The 18,100-nt window shown below is 72.0% G+C and carries 15 protein-coding genes; 10 read left to right on the top strand and 5 right to left on the bottom strand.

Features of this window, described 5'->3' with window-relative positions; translation table 11 throughout:
* The first annotated feature begins 70 nt into the window (after nt 1–70).
* A complete protein-coding gene (locus tag CGL27_RS04815) occupies nt 71–1,681 on the top strand; it encodes an APC family permease (protein WP_119984807.1) in 1,611 nt (536 codons plus the stop codon).
* On the opposite strand, the gene CGL27_RS04810 is transcribed toward CGL27_RS04815, so the two are convergent.
* Nucleotides 1,662–4,238, bottom strand: coding sequence for a polysaccharide lyase family 8 super-sandwich domain-containing protein (locus CGL27_RS04810; RefSeq protein ID WP_119984805.1), 2,577 nt, complete (start codon nt 4,236–4,238; stop codon nt 1,662–1,664). The two genes, CGL27_RS04815 and CGL27_RS04810, sit on opposite strands and share 20 nt — an antisense overlap.
* 195 nt (nt 4,239–4,433) lie before the next feature.
* On the opposite strand from CGL27_RS04810, the gene CGL27_RS04805 reads away from it, so the two are divergent.
* The 4 genes from CGL27_RS04805 to CGL27_RS04790 all read left to right on the top strand — a co-directional run bounded on the left by CGL27_RS04805 (nt 4,434) and on the right by CGL27_RS04790 (nt 7,960).
* Complete coding sequence (locus CGL27_RS04805; protein ID WP_119984803.1) at nt 4,434–5,102, top strand: GntR family transcriptional regulator; 669 nt, start codon at nt 4,434–4,436, stop codon at nt 5,100–5,102.
* A 65-nt stretch (nt 5,103–5,167) separates the two neighbouring features.
* A complete protein-coding gene (locus tag CGL27_RS04800) occupies nt 5,168–5,929 on the top strand; it encodes a 4-carboxy-4-hydroxy-2-oxoadipate aldolase/oxaloacetate decarboxylase (RefSeq protein ID WP_119984801.1) in 762 nt (253 codons plus the stop codon).
* Complete coding sequence (locus CGL27_RS04795; RefSeq protein ID WP_119984799.1) at nt 5,926–6,987, top strand: 4-oxalomesaconate tautomerase; 1,062 nt, start codon at nt 5,926–5,928, stop codon at nt 6,985–6,987. The genes CGL27_RS04800 and CGL27_RS04795 overlap by 4 nt, the downstream gene beginning before the upstream one ends.
* 115 nt (nt 6,988–7,102) lie before the next feature.
* Nucleotides 7,103–7,960 (top strand): triphosphoribosyl-dephospho-CoA synthase, encoded by an 858-nt coding sequence (locus tag CGL27_RS04790; RefSeq protein WP_119984797.1) that lies wholly within the window; start codon nt 7,103–7,105, stop codon nt 7,958–7,960.
* A 28-nt stretch (nt 7,961–7,988) separates the two neighbouring features.
* Here the strand turns inward: CGL27_RS04790 and CGL27_RS04785 are convergent, their stop codons facing one another.
* Both CGL27_RS04785 and CGL27_RS49800 read right to left on the bottom strand, forming a co-directional pair.
* Nucleotides 7,989–8,639, bottom strand: a complete 651-nt coding sequence (locus CGL27_RS04785) for a TetR/AcrR family transcriptional regulator (RefSeq protein WP_119984795.1) — start codon at nt 8,637–8,639, stop codon at nt 7,989–7,991.
* Between the two features lie 119 nt (nt 8,640–8,758).
* Nucleotides 8,759–8,932 (bottom strand): hypothetical protein, encoded by a 174-nt coding sequence (locus tag CGL27_RS49800; protein WP_159037669.1) that lies wholly within the window; start codon nt 8,930–8,932, stop codon nt 8,759–8,761.
* Between the two features lie 250 nt (nt 8,933–9,182).
* Between CGL27_RS49800 and CGL27_RS04780 the strand changes: the two genes are divergently transcribed.
* Both CGL27_RS04780 and CGL27_RS04775 read left to right on the top strand, forming a co-directional pair.
* A complete protein-coding gene (locus CGL27_RS04780; RefSeq protein WP_119984793.1) occupies nt 9,183–10,391 on the top strand; it encodes a glycoside hydrolase family 64 protein in 1,209 nt (402 codons plus the stop codon).
* A gap of 18 nt (nt 10,392–10,409) precedes the next feature.
* Nucleotides 10,410–11,876: a glycoside hydrolase family 76 protein gene (locus CGL27_RS04775; RefSeq protein ID WP_119984792.1), complete on the top strand. Its 1,467-nt coding sequence runs from the start codon at nt 10,410–10,412 to the stop codon at nt 11,874–11,876.
* A gap of 16 nt (nt 11,877–11,892) precedes the next feature.
* Here CGL27_RS04775 and CGL27_RS04770 read toward each other — a convergent pair whose 3' ends face one another.
* A complete protein-coding gene (locus tag CGL27_RS04770) occupies nt 11,893–12,801 on the bottom strand; it encodes an NADP-dependent oxidoreductase (protein WP_119984790.1) in 909 nt (302 codons plus the stop codon).
* Nucleotides 12,802–12,955: 154 nt separating this feature from the next.
* Between CGL27_RS04770 and CGL27_RS53060 the strand changes: the two genes are divergently transcribed.
* From CGL27_RS53060 to CGL27_RS04755, 3 genes are all read left to right on the top strand, one after another.
* Entirely contained in the window at nt 12,956–14,248 is a 1,293-nt protein-coding gene (locus tag CGL27_RS53060) for a LuxR C-terminal-related transcriptional regulator (protein WP_119984788.1), read from the top strand.
* Nucleotides 14,249–14,343: 95 nt separating this feature from the next.
* Entirely contained in the window at nt 14,344–14,949 is a 606-nt protein-coding gene (locus CGL27_RS04760; RefSeq protein ID WP_078638625.1) for a GPP34 family phosphoprotein, read from the top strand.
* 163 nt (nt 14,950–15,112) lie between these two features.
* Complete coding sequence (locus CGL27_RS04755; RefSeq protein ID WP_119984787.1) at nt 15,113–16,687, top strand: fatty acid--CoA ligase family protein; 1,575 nt, start codon at nt 15,113–15,115, stop codon at nt 16,685–16,687.
* Between the two features lie 131 nt (nt 16,688–16,818).
* Here CGL27_RS04755 and CGL27_RS04750 read toward each other — a convergent pair whose 3' ends face one another.
* Nucleotides 16,819–18,096, bottom strand: coding sequence for a cation:proton antiporter (locus CGL27_RS04750; protein WP_078638624.1), 1,278 nt, complete (start codon nt 18,094–18,096; stop codon nt 16,819–16,821).
* Between the last annotated feature and the right edge of the window lie 4 nt (nt 18,097–18,100).

Here is an 18,100-nt window from a genome sequence, read left to right as displayed (position 1 = left end):
GGGGCGCCCGTCGGCACGCATGGCACGCTGGGCCTTTGTATGTTCGTGCACCACCGAGGAGACGAGCCACGTGCCGCAGAACCACCCACCGGAGTCCAGCGCCGCCCCGGCGGTGGTCGCCGAGGAGCGACGACTCCATAAGGACCTCGGATTCTGGGGCCTGACCGCGATCGGGTTCTCCAACATCCTGGGGTCCGGGTGGCTGTTCGCGGCCATGTACGCCGCTCAGACCGCCGGCCCCGCCGCCCTGCTGTCCTGGATCGGGGCGGGTGTGCTGTGCGCCCTGATCGCCCTGGTCATGGTGGAACTCGGCGCCACCCGCCCCGAGGGCGGCGGCACCGTGCGCTGGCCGCTGTACGCCAGCGGACGGCTGGTCGGCACGATGATCGGCTGGTCCGTGCTGCTCTCGGTGGGCGGTACGGCGGCCGAGATCAGCGCGATCATGCAGTACGCCGCGCACTATCTGCCGGGGCTCTACAGCGGCGGCACACTCACGGTCTCGGGCCTCGCCGTGGCCGTCGCGCTCAGCGTCGTGCTGACGGTGTGCAACTGGTTCGCCGTTCGGATATTCGCCCGGCTGAACAACCTCATCTCGGTGTTCAAGGTCGTCGTCCCCGTCCTCACCATCGTCGCGCTGTTCCTGTCCGGCACCCACTCCGGACGCCTCACGGATCACGGCGGTTTCGCGCCGTACGGCTACGCGGCCTGCCTGACCGCGCTCGCCGGTGGCGGCATCGTGTACTCCGTCAACGGCTTCCAGGCCCCGCTCGACTTCTCCGGAGAGGCGCGCAACCCGCGCCGTACCGTTCCGGCCGCGGTGCTCACCGGCATCGGCCTCGCCGTGCTGGTCTACCTCGGGCTCCAGTTGGCCTTCCTGTTCACGGTGCCCGAGTCGCTGCTGGGCCACGGCTGGAAGGGAGTCAACTTCGAGTCGCCCTTCGGGCAGCTCGCCCTGGTGCTCAATCTCCACTGGCTGGCCACGCTGCTCTACGCCGACGCCGTGATCTCACCGGGCGGATCGGCCTATGTGGGCGTGGCCATCGACGCTCGCCACACCTACGCCCTGGCCAAGAACGGGCTGCTGCCCCGCTTCTTCATGCGCATCCACCCCCGGTCCGGGGTGGCGCGCCGGGCGCTGCTGCTCAACCTGGCGGTCATCGTGGTCTTCATGCTGCCGTTCGGCGGCTGGCAGGACATCGTGAGCGTGATGGGCGACATGTATCTGCTGATCTACGCGGCCTCGGCGGTCGCCGTCGCGGCGTTTCGGGCACACGACCGCGAGCGGGGAGTGACGCGGGCCGAGGGGCGGATGCCGGGGGTGCGCTGGATCGCGCCGGTGAGCTTCGTGGTGGCCAGCGAGTTCGTCTACTGGTCCGGTTGGCACGATCTGCGGCTCGCGCTGCCCTTCGTGCTGGCCGGCGCGGTGTTGTTCCTGTTTCAGCGTCGTGAGGACGGCGGCGCGTCCCTGGGGGAGGAGCTGCGGCGCGGCGCCTGGCTGGTCTTCCATTTGGCCGCGCTGACCGTGCTGTCGTGGCTCGGCACCTTCGGCGGTTCCGCCCGCCTCCCGGCGCCGTACGACACCGTGGTCGTGGGCGTCCTCGCCCTCGCCGTGTTCGTGTGGGCGGTCCGCGCGGGCGCCCGGCACCTGCGCACCTCGCAGGTCAGCGCAGCGTCGCCGTGAAGCTCCGGCCGTAGGCGTGGCGGGTGGTGACGACGATCCGGGTGCCGCCGGGCACCCGGCCCACCCGGACCCCGTCGTCCGCCGCGACGGCCCTCATTCTGCGGCCCCGGATGACGACCGAGACCGTGTCGCGCTCGGTGGTCGGATCGGACACCGCGATCGCCAAGGCGCCGTCCCGGGCCTCCCGCAGGAGCACCGAGCCGGGCCCGCGCACCGACAGCCGCCCGGCGCGATGGATGCCGGGGGCGAAGGCGTTGAGCGCGGTGATCCGCAGACCCCGGTGGGCCACGGCCTGCAGCCGGGTGGTGTTGGCCAGGACGGCGAGCGGCCGACGGGCGTAGGCGCCCAGTTGGCGTTCGGTGGCGCCCGGGACGAGGGCGTACGCCATCGACGTGTGCGGCGCCCCGGCCGGCCGCTCCACCGTGACGGCGAAGAGCTGTTTGGTCACCGGGAGGTCGGGGTTGGCGAGGCGGACGGCGCGGCGGCTGCGGGTGACGGTGTCGAGCGTGACCCTGGGCGGTGGCCCGTCGAGGAAGACATAACCGACCGAGGCGGCCCGGGTGGCATTGGCGTACCGCAGCCAGGCGAGCGGGGCCGTGCCGGTGCCGGACCAGGGCGCACCGCCGCGGAGCCGCCCGGTGAGCGCGAGGGTGTCCGAAGGGGCGGCGATCCGGGTGTCGAGGGTCGTCGTCACCGCGCGCCCGGCGGCGTCGCCTACCCCCGCGGCCAGCACCACGATCTCGTCGTCGAACAGGAACCACGACTTGGTGGCATCGGCGTTGCGGTACACCACGAAGTCGTCGGGGAGGTCGCCCGCCTGTTTCGCGGCGTACGCCACGTCGTCGGACTGGACGAGCCCCGCCACACCGTACGTGCCCAGGGCGGCGCCACCGGAGAACGGGTGGGTGCCGCGCGGGAAGTAGACATAGCTGTTCTGCGCCTCCGACGAGGAGGTGAAGCCACGCTCGGGGTTGTCGTACCAGAGCGTGCCGTAGAGCTCGGGGACGGTGCGGCGGGTCTCCACGGGGGCGGTGACACCGGCGAGGCGGTGGGGCGGGACGGTGGTGAGGTAGTCGATGCCGAACGCCGTGGTCTGGTCCTGGCCGGAGAGATACAGATAGTGGGCGCCGTCCCCCTGGAACCAGGGCATCAGGTTCTCGCCGCTCATGTACTCGTATCGGCTGATCCTGGACGAGCTGCGGGACAGGGCGAAGGCGTAACCGGGGCGCCGGTGGACGGTTTTGTCCATCGCGTTGAACGCGAGATGGCGCTCGGCGGGCCCGAGGTCCCGCGCCGGGATCGAGGAGTCGGCGAGGATGTCGGCGTAGCGGGCGATGCTCACCGGGGACACGAACGCCGAAGGGTCGAGTGTGGCCTTCGAGGTCCGCCGCAGATACGAGACATAGCCCTTCAGCGCCGTGGCGTCGGCGCCGGTGGCGTGGGCGGACAGGCCCACCACGGCCTCCACCACCTCGGCCGCGTCGGCGTATCCCGTCGCCGGGCGGGACACCCCGCGCCCCTTGACGATCTCCATCAGCCAGCCCTCGAAGATCAGTGGGGCGAAGCCGTCCACCACCCACCCCTGGGCGACGCGGACCAGCCGGTCGTCGGTGGTGTAGCCGGTGCCGTCGAGCATCTTGACGGTCTGCACGACGCGGGTGAGCAACCCCTTGCCGTAGGAGCCCGTGTAGGCCACGGACGCGTGCTGGATGAAGGATCCGTCGGCGTAGAAGCCGTCGGTGACGCCGTGCCGCAGCGCGTACGGGTCGATCGTGGCCAGGACGGTCAGCTGGTCGGCGAGGGCCTTGGTGATCCGGGCGTCGTCGCCGAGCACGGCGCCCTGGAGGATGCGGTTGGTGGTGATGTCGGCGAGGTTGGCGCCGGTGTGGAAACGTGAGTCGAGGTCGACGTCACCGGCCTTGCCGTTGCGTAGATACGCGTCCATCGAGGCGACGTAGGTGGCGGCCAGCTCGGCCCGGTATGCGGCGAGTTGGTCCACGAGCAGCGCCAGGATCTTGCTGACGTGGGTGGAGATGCCGATCTCCCAGGTGAACCAGTTGCCGTAGTAGCCCTTCGACTGGTCGCCGTAGTAGTGCTCGTGGAGCCATATCAGACCGTCGATGACGCGCCGCTGGACACCGGTGTCACCGTACAGCCCGGACGGTGTGCCGCCTTCCGGCGTGCGGGTGGCGAGGGCGATCTCGTAGAGGTACTGGAACGAGGTGATCAGGTTGGGATCGCTCGTGCCCAGTGCGAGGCCCTGGAAGAGCTCGCCCTGCCCGGCGCGGTCCATCGCGGTGAGCCGGGAGCGGGCGGTGGCGGTGATGGCGGCGAGTTTGGCCCGCACCTCGGGGCGGGTGCTCACCTCCCGCGTTCCGGCGAAGACGGCCACGGTGTTGTCGATCAGCCGGGTGTGAGCGGCCCCGGACGCTTCACCGTCCGCCGTCCCACCGGACGCGGCCGGACGTCCCGCCGCCCGCGCGTGCAGCGGCAGGGCCATGGCCGACAGGGTGGCGGCCGGGAGCGTGGAGACGAGGGCACGACGCGAGAGAGGCACGGGCACGCTCCAACGGTCGACGGGGTCCGATGGGGAACCGCCGCACCATTCAAGCAACCCCGGCTTCCCCTGTCACGGGACCGGAATCGGGGGAACGCGGGCGGGTTTATGTCGCCAATATGGGCAACAGAATCGTTGACAATCTTGTTGGCCTAGATTTACCTTCGACAGGCACTCACTCAGGGAGGGCACACGATGCCGAAGGAAGCTCGTCCAGGCACCGGAGAGCAGGCCAAGCAGCATGCGATGGAGCGGCTGCGGCAGGCGATTTTGCGCGGGGAGATGGCACCGGCCCAGCGGCTGGTGGAGAACGAACTCGCCGAGCAATTCGAGGTGACACGGGCGAGCATCCGCGCGGCGCTGATCGAGCTGGCGTCCGAGGGGCTGGTCGAGCGGATCCGCAACCGTGGCTCACGGGTGCGGGTGGTGAGCGTGGAGGAGGCCGTGGCCATCACCGAATGCCGCATGGTCCTGGAAGGGCTGTGCGCCGCCAAGGCGGCTGTTCAGGCCGGCGATGAGCAGCTGACCGAACTGGCCGACCTGGGCACGGCGATGTCCAAGGCGGTCGCCGACGGCGAACCGCTGACCTACTCCGACCTCAACCACCAACTGCACGCCCGCATCCGGGAGCTCTCCGGTCAGCAGGTGGCGGTGGAGCTGCTGGAGCGGCTCAACGCACAGCTGGTGCGCCATCGGTTCCAGCTCGCGCTGCGGCCGGGGCGTGCCCAGCGGTCCCTGGGTGAACACCTGGCCGTGATCGAAGCGATCAGGGCCAGGGACCCACAGGCGGCCGAAGCGGCCGTCCGTGCCCACCTCGCCAGTGTGATCGACGCCTTGAGTGAAGCGCCGGCGTCGACGCCGTGAGCATAAGGCGCGGGGCTCGCGCCGCGGGGTGGGTCACCGACCTGTCCAGCAAGGAGATATCAGCAATGACGCACGGTAACGCGGGTGACGCGCCCGCTGCCGCACGGCCGGCCGGTGTGATCGTCACCGGTCCGCCACGCGCCGGGGCCGAGTACGTGGACGCCCTGGGGGCGTACGGCGTGGCCACGGTGCACGAGGCCATGGGCCGCACCGGATGCCTCGGCCCCGGGCTGCGCCCCGTCCAGCAGGACGTGCGCATCGCGGGCACCGCGGTCACGGCGCTGTGCTGGCCCGGCGACAACCTGATGATCCACGCAGCGGTCGAGCAGTGCGCCGAGGGCGACATCCTCGTCGTCGCCACCACCTCGCCGTCCGCGGACGGCATGTTCGGCGAGCTCTTCGCCACCGCGCTCCAGCACCGCGGCGTCCGCGGCCTGGTCATCGACGCCGGGGTGCGCGACACCGCCGAACTGCGCGCGATGGGCTTCCCCGTGTGGTCGGCGGCCGTGTGCGCGCAGGGGACCGTCAAGGCCACGGCCGGATCCGTCAATGTGCCCGTGGTGGTGGGCGGGCAGTGCGTACGCCCCGGTGATGTGATCCTCGCCGACGACGACGGGGTGATGTGCGTACCGCGCGAGTCCGCCGCCACGGCCGTCGAGGCGGCGAAGGCCCGCACCGCGAAGGAGGAGGCCACCCGGGCCGCCTTCGCCGAGGGGCAACTGGGCCTGGACCGCTACGGGTTGCGGGAGACCCTCGACCGGCTCGGGGTGCGGTACCAGCCGTACGCCGAGCCTGCCGCGCACGCCCGCGGCGGGGCCGTCTCATGAGTGGCCCGGAGGGGGTGCGCTGCATGCTGATGCGCGGCGGCACCTCCAAGGGCGCCTATTTCCTCGCGGCGGACCTGCCGTCCGACCCCGGTTCCCGTGACGATCTGCTGCTGCGGATCATGGGCAGCCCCGATCCACGGCAGATCGACGGCCTCGGCGGAGCCCATCCCCTCACCAGCAAGGTGGCCGTCGTCTCCGCCTCCCGGGATCCGGACACCGATGTCGACTATCTCTTCCTGCAGATCGGTGTGGACCGGGCCGAGGTCTCCGACCGGCAGAACTGCGGCAACCTCCTGGCCGGGGTCGGCCCCTTCGCCGTGGAACGTGGCCTGGTCGCCGCCCGGGACGGGCGGACACCGGTGCGGATCAGGATGGTCAACAGCGGTGACCACGCCACCGTGACCGTTCCCACCTCGGACGGGCGCGTCGACTACACCGGCTCGGCCGAGATCTCGGGGGTACCGGGATCCGCCGCCCCGCTGGTGATCGGCTTCCAGCAGGGCAGCGGCCCGCTGCTGCCCACCGGCCACGCCCGTGACGTCATCGGCGGCACCCCGGTGACCTGCGTGGACAACGGCATGCCGACCGTACTGATCGCCGCGCCCGCCCTGAACGTCACCGGCTATGAGGACCCCGGGGAGCTGGAGGCGGACGCGGTGCTCGCCGCCCGGCTACAGGAGATCCGGCGGGCGGCGGGCCGGCTGATGGGCCTGGGCGATGTCAGTGCCGCGACCGTGCCCAAGCTCAGCCTGCTGGCCCCGCCCGCCCACGGTGGCACCGTGATGACCCGCACCTTCATCCCGGTCCGCTGCCACACGGCGATCGGCGTCCTGGGAGCGGCCAGTGTCGCCGCCGGGCTGTGCGTCGAGGGAAACGTCGGCGAGTACGTGGCCCGGCTCCCGGCGACGGGGGAGCGGCTGCGCATCGAACACCCCACCGGCTTCCTGGACATCGACACGGCCGTGGACAACGGAGCCACTCCCGTGGCACGGGGTACGGCGGTTGTGCGCACCGCGCGGAAGATCTTCGACGGCACGGTCTTTCCCCGCCCCGCCTGATCCGGCGCCCCGTGGCGCCCGCACCACCTCTCCTCTTCGGCGCACGCCGCACAGCGGGGTCACAGGAACGTCCCATCTCTCTGAAAGGTTCGCCGTCTAGCCTCCGGGCATGCCCATGACCCGCTCCACGGATGAGGCACTGGCGCGGGCCGCCGTGCTCGCCCTGATCGCCCAGGCGGAGCTGACGCCCAAACCGGGCCTCGCCGACACCCGCGATCTGCAGGCCCGCGCCACCGGTGCGGACCTGCTCGCACTGCGCTGGTCGGCCAAGGCGCTGGCGCCCGGGTTCGCGGCCATGGCCGCCGCCGCCCGCCGTCCCGGGGAGCCGTCCCGGGCGCTGCGCGAGGAACTGGGCGCCATCGGCCGCTGTGCCGAGTGGACGATGGCACGGGCCGGTGGCGGCGCGGCCACCGGCCCCCTGCACCATGGCGCGCTGTGGGTGATGGGCCTGCTGGTGGCCGCCGCCGCGCTGCGACCCGGCGCCGGGCCCGATGAGGTGACCGCCACCGCCAAGCGGCTCGCGGACCACCCCGACCGTGGCGCACCGCGCCGGCCCTCACCGGGCTCGCATGTCTCGGCCACCTACGGCGCGCCGGGGGTGCGCGGTGAGGCACGGGCCGCCTTTCCCCATGTGCGCCGCGCCCTGGGCGCCCTGTCCCGGGCGCGTGCCGCGGGGGCCACCGAGAACCAGGCGCGCCTGGACGCGCTGCTCACCGTGATGAGCACCCTCCAGGACACCGGTCCGCTGTACCGGGCGGGTCCGCCGGGCCTCAGGCGGGTCAAGGAGGGGGCGCATACCGTGCTCGAGGCGGGCGGCGCCGCAACGCCCGAGGGAGCCACCGCCCTGGCCGTGCTGGACGCGGACCTGCGGGAGCTGGGCATCGCGCCGCGCGGAAGCGCCGCACTGCTCGCGGGGGCCCTGTTCCTGGACGGTCTCCCGGCATCGGCGGTCACGGCCTCGCCCGTACGGTAACGCCGTCCGGCCGGGTGTTTTCGCGGGGTCAGTCGTTCGCCGGTGGTGTCAGTCCGTGGCGGTGGAGGAAGGCGTCCACGAGCCGGTCGGTGAACTCCTGGCCGACGGGTTCGTCGGTCACCAGCACCCGGTAGTAGACGGGGCCCATGAGCTGGTCGGTCTCGGCCGTCAGGTCCAGGCCGGGCGGCAACTCCCCGCGCTCCATGGCCCGTTCCAGCGGGAGGCGGTCGCGGCGGCGCTGGTCGTCGAGGTACCGGGACCGGAAGTCCCGGGCGAACGCCGGATCGTGCTGCGCCTGGGCGACCAGGGCCTTGAAGACGGCGCCGGAGTCGGACCCGCTGAGGAACCCGGCCAGGTCGCACAGATAGCCGCGCAGGTCCAGGGCGAGGTCACCGCGGTCGCGCACGGGCAGGTCCTCGGCCACGTCCTGGAGAAGGGCGTCCATGAGGATGTCGGTCTTGGCGCTCCACCAGCGGTAGATCGTCTGCTTGGCGACCCCGGCCCGGGTGGCGATCCCCTCCATCGTGACGCCCGCGAAACCCTTCTCGGCCAGCAGGTCGTCGGCCGCGTTCAGCACCGACAGCCGGGCCTGTTCGCTGCGCCCGTGCCGGTTGCCGTGGTGGCGTGGTGCCGGTCGGCCGGTGCCGCTCGTCCCGGCGGTCTGTGTCGCGCGTGCCATCTCGCCTCCCCGGTCAGGATAGTCGCCGCCCAGGACCGCTCCGCCCGCCCGCACGGCTGGGCCCGCCGGCCGGTGGGACATATCCGGCGGGCGGGCCCGGGTGCCGAGAGGGGCGGTGCTTAATCCCACCGTTCCCCTTCGGCCTGTGAGGGAGTCGTCCTCTGTACGTCGGGGTGGCCGGTGTCCCGTTCGTCGTCGCGCTCGCCCTCGGCCTGTGAGGGGGTCGTCCACGGCACGTCCGGGTGGTCGGCTTCCCGTTTGTGTTCGGTGTGGGAGGGGGCCGGCTCGGTCATGTGATGCCTCCGCTCCTAGTGCGGACGATGCCGATTTTACGCCTAAATATCCAGGTTGGTGCAGTGTGGTCGAGTCGACGGGCGCTCGTGCACCGATGCCGGTCGTGATGTTGACTCTGATGTCGGTATGTACATGAGTATGTCTAGACCAGTGTCATGTTCACTGCCATGATGACCCCGCACCCCTCAGCACCATGAGCCCCCCATTCCCCCCGCTGACGCGGCCGTGGCGCCGCGCGAGAGGTGATGTATGTCCAGACGCGTCTCCACCCGAATCCGGACCCTGCCCTGTTGGGCATCAGCCCTGCTGCTCGCCCTGGGCATGACCGCGCTGGCCCCCGAGGCGTCCGCCCGGACGGCCGTGCCGAGCACGATCCCGCTGAAGTTCACCAACAACTCCGGGCGCGGCGACCAGATCTACGTCTACACGATCGGCACCCTGCTCTCGACCGGGCAGCAGGGCTGGGCCGACGCCTCCGGCACCTTCCACCCCTGGCCCGCCGGCGGCAACCCGCCGACCCCGGCCCCCGACGCGTCGATCGCCGGTCCGGCAAACGGCCAGGCCCTGACGATCCGTATCCCGAAGCTCTCCGGCCGGGTCTACTTCTCCTACGGCCAGAAGCTGGACTTCAGGCTCACCACCGGCGGCCTGGTGCAGCCCGCCGTGCAGAACCCCTCCGATCCCAACAGGAACATCCTGTTCAACTGGAGCGAGTTCACCCTCGACGACTCCGGCCTGTACATCAACAGCACCCAGGTCGACATGTTCTCCGCGCCGTACGCGGTGGGTGTGCAGGGCGCCGACGGCGGTGTGAAGAGCGCCGGCCACCTCAGGCCCGGCGGCTACAACGGCGTCTTCAACGCACTGCGAGCCCAGCCCGGCGGCTGGGCGGGCCTCATCCAGACCCGCCCGGACGGCACCCTCCTGCGGGCCCTCGCGCCAGGGCACGGCATCGAGGCGGGCGGCCTGCCCGCGAACACGATGGACGACTACATCAACCGGGTGTGGCAGAAGTACACCAGCGCCACCCTGACGGTCACGCCCTTCGCGGACCGGCCGAACACCAAGTACTTCGGGCGGGTCTCCGGCGACGTCATGAACTTCACCAACGGCGCCGGAGCCGTGGTCACCAGTTTCCAGAAGCCGGACTCCGACTCCGTCTTCGGCTGCTACAAGCGCCTGGACGCACCCAACGACGAGGTGCGCGGCCCGATTTCGCGGACCCTGTGCGCCGGCTACAACCGCACGACCCTGCTCACCAACGCCAACCAGCCCGACACCAGTGACGCCGGGTTCTACACCGACGCCGTGACCAACCACTACGCCCGTGCGATCCACGCCCAGATGGCCGACGGAAAGGCGTACGCCTTCGCCTTCGACGACGTCGGCCAGCACGAGTCGCTCGTCCACGACGGCAATCCGCAGCAGGCGTCCATCACCCTGGACCCCTTCAACTAGACCGGCAGGAGGCACGGCATGAGACGTACCAGACCGCTGCGCACCCGCCTGGCCGCCCTCGCCACCGGAGCACTCGCCCTGCTGGCCACGCAATTCCTCCCGGCCACGGCCGAGGCGGCGCCGTCCGCCACCATCTGCAACAAGTACTGCGACGCCCGTGACCCGGCGCTCGCCCCGCAGAGCCGCAACCCCGTCACCGCCACCCTCTTCTCCCGCTCCATCGCCCTGCACTTCGACGACGCCGACGCGATGGGCTGGGCCTCCATCGACAACGGCAGCCCCGGCGACGAGGTATGGCTGGACCGCTCGTTCGACGGCGGCCGGAGCTGGTCCTCGGGCAGCCGCCTCGGCAGCACCGCCATCCCGTCCGGACAGCGGGGCTGGCGCACCCTCATGTACAACGTGGACGACTGGGGCGCCCATGGCGTCGGCGCGCTGCGGGCCTGCGGCAAGGCCGGTGACCGCCCCGACATCGCCTGTACGCCCTGGGCCCGCACGACCTGGAACGCATGGGACCGCCGCACGGCCGCCGCCACCGCGCAGATGGCGTTCTACTCCTACGGGACCGGGCTGTTCTCCACCACCGGCTGGTGGAACTCGGCCAACGCCCTCACGGCCGTCATCGACAACATCCGCGTCACGGGCATGCACAGCTATGAATACGCCATCGCCCGCACCTATGACCTCAACCTCGGCGCGCAGGGCGGGCAGTTCCGCAACGACTACATCGACGACACCGGCTGGTGGGGCCTGGCCTGGGTGGCGGCCTACGACCTCACCGGGGACTCCCGCTATCTCGCCACCGCCCGCGCCGACGCCGACTACATGGCCTCCTACTGGGACTCCACCTGTGGCGGCGGCGTGTGGTGGAGCACCGCGAAGACCTACAAGAACGCCATCGCCAACTCCCTCTACCTCCAGCTGAACGCCGCCCTGCACAACCGGATCCCCGGCGACACCGCCTATCTCCAGCGGGCGAAGGCGGAGTGGTCCTGGTTCCAGGGCACCGGCATGGTGAACGCCTCGAACCTGGTCAACGACGGCATCGACCTGGGCACCTGCAAGAACAACGGCCAACCGGTCTGGTCCTACAACCAGGGCGTTCTGCTCGGCGGCCTCACCGAGCTGCACAAGGCCACCGGTGATGGTGCCGTGCTGGATACGGCCCGCCGCATCGGCACCGCCGCCACCACGTCGTCCCAGCTCAACACGGCCGACGGCATCCTCAGGGATCCCTGCGAGACCGGCGACTGCGGTGCCGACGGCCCGTCGTTCAAGGGCGCTCATGTGCGGGGGCTGGCCAAGCTGGACGCGGCCCTGCCCGACCACCCCTTCACGGCTTATCTGAAACGGCAGGCGGACCGCGCCTACGCCGTCGACCGCAACGCCCTGGACCAGTACGGACTGCGCTGGTCAGGACCGCTGGACAAGACCGACGCGGCGCGACAGCACAGCGCACTCGACCTGATGAACGCGTCCCCCTAGACCCGGGCAGCGCCCATCAGGGCCGCAGGACGAGCTTGCCTCGGCTGTGGCCGGTCTCGCTCTGCTCATGGGCCTCGGCGGCGTCCGCGAGCGGGAAGCTGCGCACGACGGGCACCCGCAGCTTGCCCTCCGCGGCGAGCCGGGCGTAGTCGGCGATGGCCTCCAGAGGGCGGTTGCCGCCGCCTCCGGAGAACGTGACACCGAGATCGGCGGCCGCGGGGTCGGCGATGGTGACGATGCGGTCGGTCGTGCCGCCCCGCAGCTCGATCGAGGCGGGCAGGGCGCCCTGGCCGGCCGCGTCGTAGACGGCGTCGACACCACCCGGGGCCACCGCGCGCACCCGCTCGGCCAGGCCCTCGCCGTACGCCACGGGGATCGCGCCGAGCGAGCGCAGATAGTCGTGGTTGGCGGGGGAGGCGGTGCCGATGACGGTGGCGCCCCGGGCCACCGCGAGCTGGACGCCGACCCCGCCGACCGCACCGGCGGCCCCGTGCAGCAGCAGCGTCTCGCCCTCGGCGAGCCGCAGCAGGTCGAGGACGCGTGCCGAGGTCTCGGTGGCCACCGGCAGCGCGGCGGCCGTCTCCCAGCCGAGCCCGGCGGGCTTGGGCGCGACATCGGTGGCCAGGGCGTACGGGGCGTAGGCGCCGGTGGCCGTCCAGCCCAGCACCTCGTCGCCCCCCGACCAACCGGTGACCCCCTCACCGATCTCGTCGACGACCCCGGCTGCCTCCGAACCCGGGATCGCGGGGAAGGAGGCCGGGCCCATCTGCGGCATCCAGCCACGGCGGATCTTGTAGTCGATAGGGTTCACCCCGGCGGCCATGACCTTCAGCCGCACCTGCCCGGGACCGGGATGGGGCTCCTCCGTCTCCTTCAGCCGCAGCACCTCGGGGCCGCCGTACTCCGCGTAGACGATCGCCTTCATCTCTCTCACTCCCGTCAGCCCCGTCAAGGGGGCGTTTGTAGCGACAACGCCATCCTCGGCCGGGACATGCCCCTCCCCGGCCGTTCCTTCGGCCGGTTCCGCCTGGCCGAAGGAACGGCCGGGGCCGCGAAGAGGGCCCATTACGCTGACGGACATGGACCTCACGGCCGCAGTCGATGTGATCCGGGCGCCCCTGGGCGAGATCCTGCCGCGCCTGTCGGATGCCCTCTCCGAGACGATTCCGCACCGGGCGCTGGCCGAGCTCTCCGGCAACTGCCCGCATTCACCGTTCAAGACCCATGGACACCCGCCCGGCGACCCCGGATCCGCCATCACCACCGTCGAGATGGCCGCCCTCTCCCCGGGGGCGCGCGCCGAGGGAAGCCGGCAGGGCCCGGCGCGGATGGCGGGGGCCGAGGTGCCCGTTCTGGCCCTGCACAGCGACGCCACCGCGCGGGGCGCGCTGCTCGTCCTCGTCCTGACCGAGGAGACCCCCGTCCCGGCCGAGTCGGTGGCGGCCGCCCGTACCCTGTGGGACCTGGTGACCGCGCACCGCGACCGGATGTCGGTGGAGGCGGTCCCCGGGACGCCGGCCCAGTCGCGGACCGCGGCCGCGGCCCGGGCCACGGCCATCGCCGAGCTCGTGGACGCCCACGGTGCCGCCCTGTCCGCACTGCTCGGCGTGTTGCGCCGACGCGATCTGGACGACTCGACCGCCCGGGCCCGCGCGGTGGACCTCGCCGTCACCGCCCTGGCCGAGCTGCGTGACCGGACCGACCGGGACCAGGCGCTGGTGGAGGAGTCGGCCGGTGACGCCTTCGCCCGGCTCGCCGAGACCCTCCGCCCGGTGCTGCGCGGCCTGGCCGTACGGCTCGACCTGGGCCCGCCCGGCACGGAGGAGGGCGCCGACCGGCTGCTCCCCGCCGATGTGGCCAATACGGCCCGCGCGGTGGTGCACGCCGTGGTGCACGCCATGCTCGACGAGCAGGGACCGGGCCAGGACGGCGCGCCGCGCCCGGTGCGCCGCGTCCACGTCGGCTGGAAGGTCGCCGACGGCGAGCTGCGCGCCACCGTACGCGACGACGGCCCCGGCGTCCTGAGGCGGACCGCCCTGGACGCCCGCCGGGTCGGGGAGCGGCTGTCCGCGCTGGGCGGGCGGCTGGACGTGGACGCGGTCCCGGAGTGGGGCACCATGGTGACGGCCACCGTGCCGCTGGGCCCGCCGCAGCCGGCCCGCAAGGATCCGCTGTACGTCCTGGGGGCGCGCGAACTGGAGGTGCTGGAGCAGCTGGCCCGCGGGCGGCGCAACCGGCAGATCGCCCAGGAGCTGCACATCAGCGAGTCGACGGTGAAGTTCCACGTGGCGAACATCCTGGAGAAGCTGGGGGTCACCTCGCGTGGCGAGGCCGCCGCGCTGGCCCACACGTGGGGGGCGACCGGCTCCTGAGCGGCCGGTGAGAGGGCGGACACCGGAGGACACGTCGGCGGACAGCCCCGCGCTCGCGACGTATCGTTGCTGAGGGACGGCGAGCGGAGCGTTTCATGACCACACCGCGGGACCTGTTGATCGTCACCCTGGACGTGGCGCCCATGCGCCCCCTGGAGCGGGGCGATCTGTCGCTCGCGCTCGCGGGAGCCGAGCTGATCGACCTCCTCGACGCCGAAGCGCTCGGGATCGAGGACGACCGCATCGTGCCGGGCCTGTGCCCGCCGACCGGGGATCGCCTGCTGGACGATGCCGCGTCCTCGTTCGTCGGCCGGCCGCCGTACGAACCGGTGGGCGATTGGCTGTGGCGCAGAGGCCGCGGTCTGTCCCCGGCCTATCTGGACGCCCTGGAGTCCGCGGGACAGATCACCCGGCGACGGCACGGCTGGCTGCCGCTCCGCGCCGGTGAGGCGGTGCCGGTGGACTCGGCCGCCCGCCGCCACGCGATGGACCGCTGGGCCTCGGACGAGCCCGTTCTCGCGTCCCTCGCGGCGGCCATCGGGGTCCGTGAGCAGCCCGCCGGAGACGCCGCGGGCGCGGCCGGCGACGCGGCCGTGACCGTGCTCGCCGCAGTCAACGACGCCGTGATGGAGCTGGAAGCCGAACGGCAGCGGCGGGCCATCGAGGAAGCGGCCTTCGACAACATCTGGCGCGGCGAATGACCGCGTGACGGTGAGGGCGGCGCCGGGAGAGTGGCGGATGCCGCCGGGCGTTCCGCGTCGCCGTTGATGATCCCGAACTCCGGCCCCGGGAGGGCCGCGCCGCCGTATCGTGTCCGGTGATCCACCACGTCCCAGTGGGCACCACCCCCGAACGGAGACGCACATGGACACGTTAGCCGGAGCGTCCGGTCACAGATCCCCCCACGACGCCGAGTCCCTCCCGGCGGCCTTCCCTCAGGCCCTCATCGACGCCTTCCACACGCGGCCGGAGCTGCCCGCCTTCGAACACCGCTCACGCGTCCTCTCACGCGGTGAGGTGCTGGAGCTGATCGGCCGGTGCGCCGAAGGGCTGCGGGCGGCCGGACTCGGCCCGGGGCGGCCGGTCGCGGTGGCCACCGATGTGACGCCCGAGGGTTTCGCGGTGCTCATGGCAGCCTACCTATTGGGCTGCCGGGTGACCGGGCTGCGGCCCGGTATGACCCCGGCCCATCTTGGCCACGTCCTCTCCGACGGAATCGACGTCCTGGTGGCCGACGAGACCGGCGCCACCCCCGAACTGCTGGACGCGGCGCGCGAGGTGACCGTGGTGCGGCTGGGCCCGGACCTCCTGGACGCCCACCCGAAGGCCACGGGGGAGCTGACCGCCCAGGGCCGTCCCGACGACATCGCCATGGTGACGCTCACCAGCGGCAGCACCGGACAGCCCAAGGGCTGCACGCAGACCTACCGTTCGCTCACCCTCAACTGGTCGTGGCAGCCCGCGCGTTGGACCGAGGGGACCGCACGGCTCGCGGAGCGCTATGAGCGGTATTTGCTCTTCGGCACCCTGACCAGCGCGGTGATCTTCGAGCATCTCGGAGCCTGTCTGATGGGTGGCGGCACCGCCGTCATCCCAGAACCGCCGCTCGCCTTCCCTCAGGTCTTCGAGCGCCACCGGATCACCGCGTGTCTGATGACCGTGCCCCGGCTGCACCATGTGCTGGACGTGCTGCGCACCGACCGCGTGGACACCAGCAGCCTCCGGGCGCTGCTCGTGGCCGGGTCCCCGCTCGCCCCGCACCGGCTCGCGGAGGCGGCCCGGCGGCTGGGCCCGGTGGTGCACCAGGGGTACGGGCAGACAGAGACCGGCATGCTCACCCTGCTCGCCCCGGACCATATGGCCCAGTGGCCGGACCAGGTGTACGACTCGGTGGGCCGGGCGTGGTCCGGTGTGGAGTTGGACGTCCGTGACCCCGAGGGGCGTTCGGTGCCCGCCGGGACCATCGGCGAGATATGGGTGCGCACCGACTCCGCGATGGCGGGCTACTGGAAGGACGAGGAGCAGACCCGGGAGGTGCTGCGGGCGGGGTGGGTGTGCACTCGCGATGTCGGGCACCTGGACGAACACGGCTTTCTGCGGCTCACCGGGCGCGCCCGGGACGTGGTCATCATCAACGCGATCGTGCACTACGCCGGGGCGATCGAACGCGCGCTGGCGGCACATCCCGATGTCGACCAGGCATATGTGGTGGGCGCGCCCGACGAGCGCACCGGCGAAGCCGCACACGCCTTCGTCGTCCCGGCCGAGGGCCGTGAACCGGACCTTGACGCCGTACGTGCCCTTGTCGCGGCCGAGTTGGGGGAGGCGAGTGTCCCCGCCACCGTCACCGTGGTGACCGAAGTGCCGGTGGCGCCGGGCGGCAAACCGGACAAGCGGGCGCTGCTGTCGCGGGTCACCGGACCGCTGGAGACGGCGTGACGGCGCGGGTCAGCCGGTCCGGCCGGGAGACGCCGGCCTGCGACGAGTCGCGGCCGGCCGTGGCCTGACACGCCAGGACGTCCCGGCATGCCGAGTGCATACCGGGACGTCTTCCGTGCGCTGGGCGGTGTTCAGCTCCCGGCCGGCACCGCCGCCGCGGTGTCGCTCGGCTCCCCGGCCGTTCGGGATCTGGCGTCCCGGCGGTCCAGCCAGTTGAGCACCGGGACCGTCATCACCGTGGTCGCCAGCGCCACCAGGACCAGCGCCGCGAACAGCTCATCGCCGACGATCCCGGCCGACAGCCCGATGTTGAGCGCGATGAGCTGCATCAGCCCGCGGGCGTTCATCAGGGCGCCGACCCTGACCGCCACCGAACCCGGCTCCCCGCACAGCTTGGCGGCCGCCCAGCAACCGCCGAACTTGCCGATCGACGCGAGCACGACGCAGACCGCGCCGAACGCCATCACGGCCGGGTCGGCGAACACATCGAAGCGGGTGTTCAGACCCGAGTACGTGAAGAACATCGGCACGAAGATGACCTGGGTCGCCCCCTGGATGGTCCGCACCACCCGCTCGGACGCCTCGTGGCGGGGCATGGCCAGCCCGACGCAGAACGCCCCGAAGACCGCGTACAGCTGGATGGTGTCGGTGAACCAGGCGCCGCAGAACAGCACCGCGACCGTGAACAGCAGCCGGGTCTCGTCGCTCAGCCCCGGCCTGGTCATGATCCACGCCAGCAGGCGCCGACCCACCAGGAGCAGGACGGCCACGAAGACCAGCGAACCGCCCAGCGCCTTGACGATCGGTCCTGTCTTCTCCGAGGCCACGCTCAGCACCCCGGCGAGCATGAGCCAGGCGGCCGCGTCGTCGGTGGCCCCCGAGGCGAGGGACAGCGAACCGTGCCGGGTCCCGGAGATCCCCTGCTCGGTGATGATGCGGGCCAGCATCGGGAAGGCGGTGATGGCGAGGGTGACCCCGACGAAGGCCGCGGTCACCCAGACCGAGACCCCGTCGACGAAGATGGGGACGTGGCCGTGGGCGGCGAAGGTCAGTCCCACGCCCAGCAGTAGCGGGACCACCACCCCGGCGGCGGAGACCGTCACCGCGGTTCCGGCCAGCCCCTTGCCCGCGTGGGCCCGGAATTCGTACCCCGCGTGGAACATCAGGGCCACCAGGCCGATCTGCCCGGCCACGTACAGCACCGGTATGAGCTCCGGCGGAAAGACCGCGTCCGAGGCGCCCGGAGCCACCAGCCCGAAGAGCGACGGGCCGAGCAGCACACCGGCGATCATCTCCCCGACCACCGGAGGCTGGCCGAACCGGCCGGTCGCCATCACCACCAGACGGCAGGTCAGCAGGATCACCACGGCGGCGATGAAGAAGGCAGGGGCGAGCTCAGTGGGACTCATCTCT

The organism is Streptomyces sp. 11-1-2 (genome assembly GCF_003595545.1).
GTDB lineage: Bacteria > Actinomycetota > Actinomycetes > Streptomycetales > Streptomycetaceae > Streptomyces > Streptomyces hygroscopicus_B.
The sequence above is the reverse complement of the archived record's forward strand: the minus strand, read 5'-3'. Positions and strand labels throughout refer to the sequence as shown.

Excerpts from the sequence above, each read along its gene's own strand:
- CGL27_RS04805 (WP_119984803.1), top strand. The coding sequence starts at position 4,434 with ATGCCGAAGGAAGCTCGTCCAGGCACCGGAGAGCAGGCCAAGCAGCAT.
- CGL27_RS04800 (WP_119984801.1), top strand. The coding sequence starts at position 5,168 with ATGACGCACGGTAACGCGGGTGACGCGCCCGCTGCCGCACGGCCGGCC.
- CGL27_RS04795 (WP_119984799.1), top strand. The coding sequence starts at position 5,926 with ATGAGTGGCCCGGAGGGGGTGCGCTGCATGCTGATGCGCGGCGGCACC.
- CGL27_RS04790 (WP_119984797.1), top strand. The coding sequence starts at position 7,103 with ATGACCCGCTCCACGGATGAGGCACTGGCGCGGGCCGCCGTGCTCGCC.
- CGL27_RS04785 (WP_119984795.1), bottom strand. The coding sequence starts at position 8,639 with ATGGCACGCGCGACACAGACCGCCGGGACGAGCGGCACCGGCCGACCG.
- CGL27_RS49800 (WP_159037669.1), bottom strand. The coding sequence starts at position 8,932 with ATGACCGAGCCGGCCCCCTCCCACACCGAACACAAACGGGAAGCCGAC.
- CGL27_RS04780 (WP_119984793.1), top strand. The coding sequence starts at position 9,183 with ATGTCCAGACGCGTCTCCACCCGAATCCGGACCCTGCCCTGTTGGGCA.
- CGL27_RS04775 (WP_119984792.1), top strand. The coding sequence starts at position 10,410 with ATGAGACGTACCAGACCGCTGCGCACCCGCCTGGCCGCCCTCGCCACC.
- CGL27_RS04770 (WP_119984790.1), bottom strand. The coding sequence starts at position 12,801 with ATGAAGGCGATCGTCTACGCGGAGTACGGCGGCCCCGAGGTGCTGCGG.
- CGL27_RS53060 (WP_119984788.1), top strand. The coding sequence starts at position 12,956 with ATGGACCTCACGGCCGCAGTCGATGTGATCCGGGCGCCCCTGGGCGAG.
- CGL27_RS04760 (WP_078638625.1), top strand. The coding sequence starts at position 14,344 with ATGACCACACCGCGGGACCTGTTGATCGTCACCCTGGACGTGGCGCCC.
- CGL27_RS04755 (WP_119984787.1), top strand. The coding sequence starts at position 15,113 with ATGGACACGTTAGCCGGAGCGTCCGGTCACAGATCCCCCCACGACGCC.
- CGL27_RS04750 (WP_078638624.1), bottom strand. The coding sequence starts at position 18,096 with ATGAGTCCCACTGAGCTCGCCCCTGCCTTCTTCATCGCCGCCGTGGTG.